Origin of the sequence: Clostridium homopropionicum DSM 5847, from assembly GCF_001263795.1 — a bacterium.
Lineage (GTDB): Bacteria > Bacillota > Clostridia > Clostridiales > Clostridiaceae > Clostridium_H > Clostridium_H homopropionicum.
The window spans coordinates 1-1469 of record NZ_LHUR01000034.1; the positions used below are offsets into that span (position 1 = coordinate 1).

At 28.7% G+C, this 1469-nt stretch carries 1 protein-coding gene and 1 pseudogene; both read left to right on the forward strand.

Annotated elements, in window-relative coordinates:
* Positions 1-191 precede the first annotated feature (191 nt).
* A pseudogene (locus CLHOM_RS14150) lies at positions 192-547 on the forward strand (DUF4865 family protein).
* 59 nt (positions 548-606) lie between these two features.
* On the forward strand, positions 607-1272 hold the full coding sequence (locus tag CLHOM_RS14155) for a flavodoxin family protein (RefSeq protein ID WP_052222339.1): 666 nt from the start codon (positions 607-609) through the stop codon (positions 1270-1272).
* Positions 1273-1469: the final 197 nt, after the last annotated feature.

A 1469-nucleotide genomic window follows, 5' to 3' on the forward strand; every position in this document is an offset into this window, starting at 1 on the left:
TTAAAAGAACAATTAGCTATATTAAGAGGTAAGCTATACTCCAATGTATAGCCATCCTCTATAAAGATATGTATTTAAAGTAAAAATGCGTTAGTGTAAGGGTTTAGAGGCTCTTATCACTAGATATTAAAAGGAGTGATTATTAAATGATAGCATCGCAATACAAGATTACATTACCTTGTGACTATGATATGGATATAATAAAATCCAGAGTTGAAAATAATGGTTATAAAACAGATACAATATAATAACTTCTTTTAGCTGGCAGCAAGTAACCATAGGCATTCCTCTAATTGACACAACCACCTGTAAAATTACAGATATTAAATATTTATTTGAAATCACAAAAGATATTGAACCACAAGGTAGCTTAAACGACTTTAAAGATAGGATAAAAGAGGAGCTTCCTAAAATTAAAAATGCAGAATATATAGTTATATATAACCCTGATAAATGGAAGTATACTGCATTTTACTTTATCGATGATTTAAATAAAATAAAAGACGAAAAAGGTGTAATTTATAATGTACTTCATATTTCTCAATAAAAATTTATAATATAATCTTTAGCAAGAGGTAATCACATATTTAAATGGGGGTAAAATTAATGAAAGTTATAGCAATAAACGGAAGTCCAAGAAAGAATAGAAACACTGCTACCCTTCTCAATAAAGCACTTGAAGGAGCAGCTACTCAAGGAGCTGAAACTGAACTTATCCATCTTTATGATTTAAACTTTAAGGGCTGTATAAGCTGCTTTTCTTGTAAATTAAAAAATGGGAAAAGCTATGGTAAATGTGCTCTAAAGGATGACTTAACACCTATACTCGAGAAGATCGAAAATGCAGATGCAATTATTTTTGGTTCTCCAATATATTTGAGATCAGTTACAGGCACAATGAGATCATTTTTAGAAAGGGTTATTTTTCAATATTTAGTTTATGATGCTGACCATTCCAGCCTTTTTACAAAGAAAATTCCTACAGGATTTATTTTTACTATGAATATAACTAAAAAGCAAATGGAAGATTCAAAGCTTGAAAATGATCTTAAACCAATAGAAACCTATGTTGAAAGAATCTTTGGCTCTTTTGAACCACTATATGTCAACGACACATACCAATTTGATGATTATTCAAAATATGTTGCAACAATGTTTGATGAAAATAAAAAAGCTAAAGCTAGAGATGAACAGTTCCCTAAAGACTGTGAAGCAGCCTTTAATATGGGTGTAATATTTGCTAATGAAATTAAAGTTAATAGTAATAAATAAAGATTAGTTGGAATCCACATTTTAGGATTCCAACTGATTTCTTAAAAATCTTAAACTTATCTTGATTTAGTATGGCTGTGTAAATAATTTTGTGTATTCTCTTTCTTTTGGCAAGTAATTTAGAAATAATAACTTTGTAGAAAAATGTAAGTTTAAGAAAATAGATCTCAGTAATCTATCAGTACTATACTGTATAT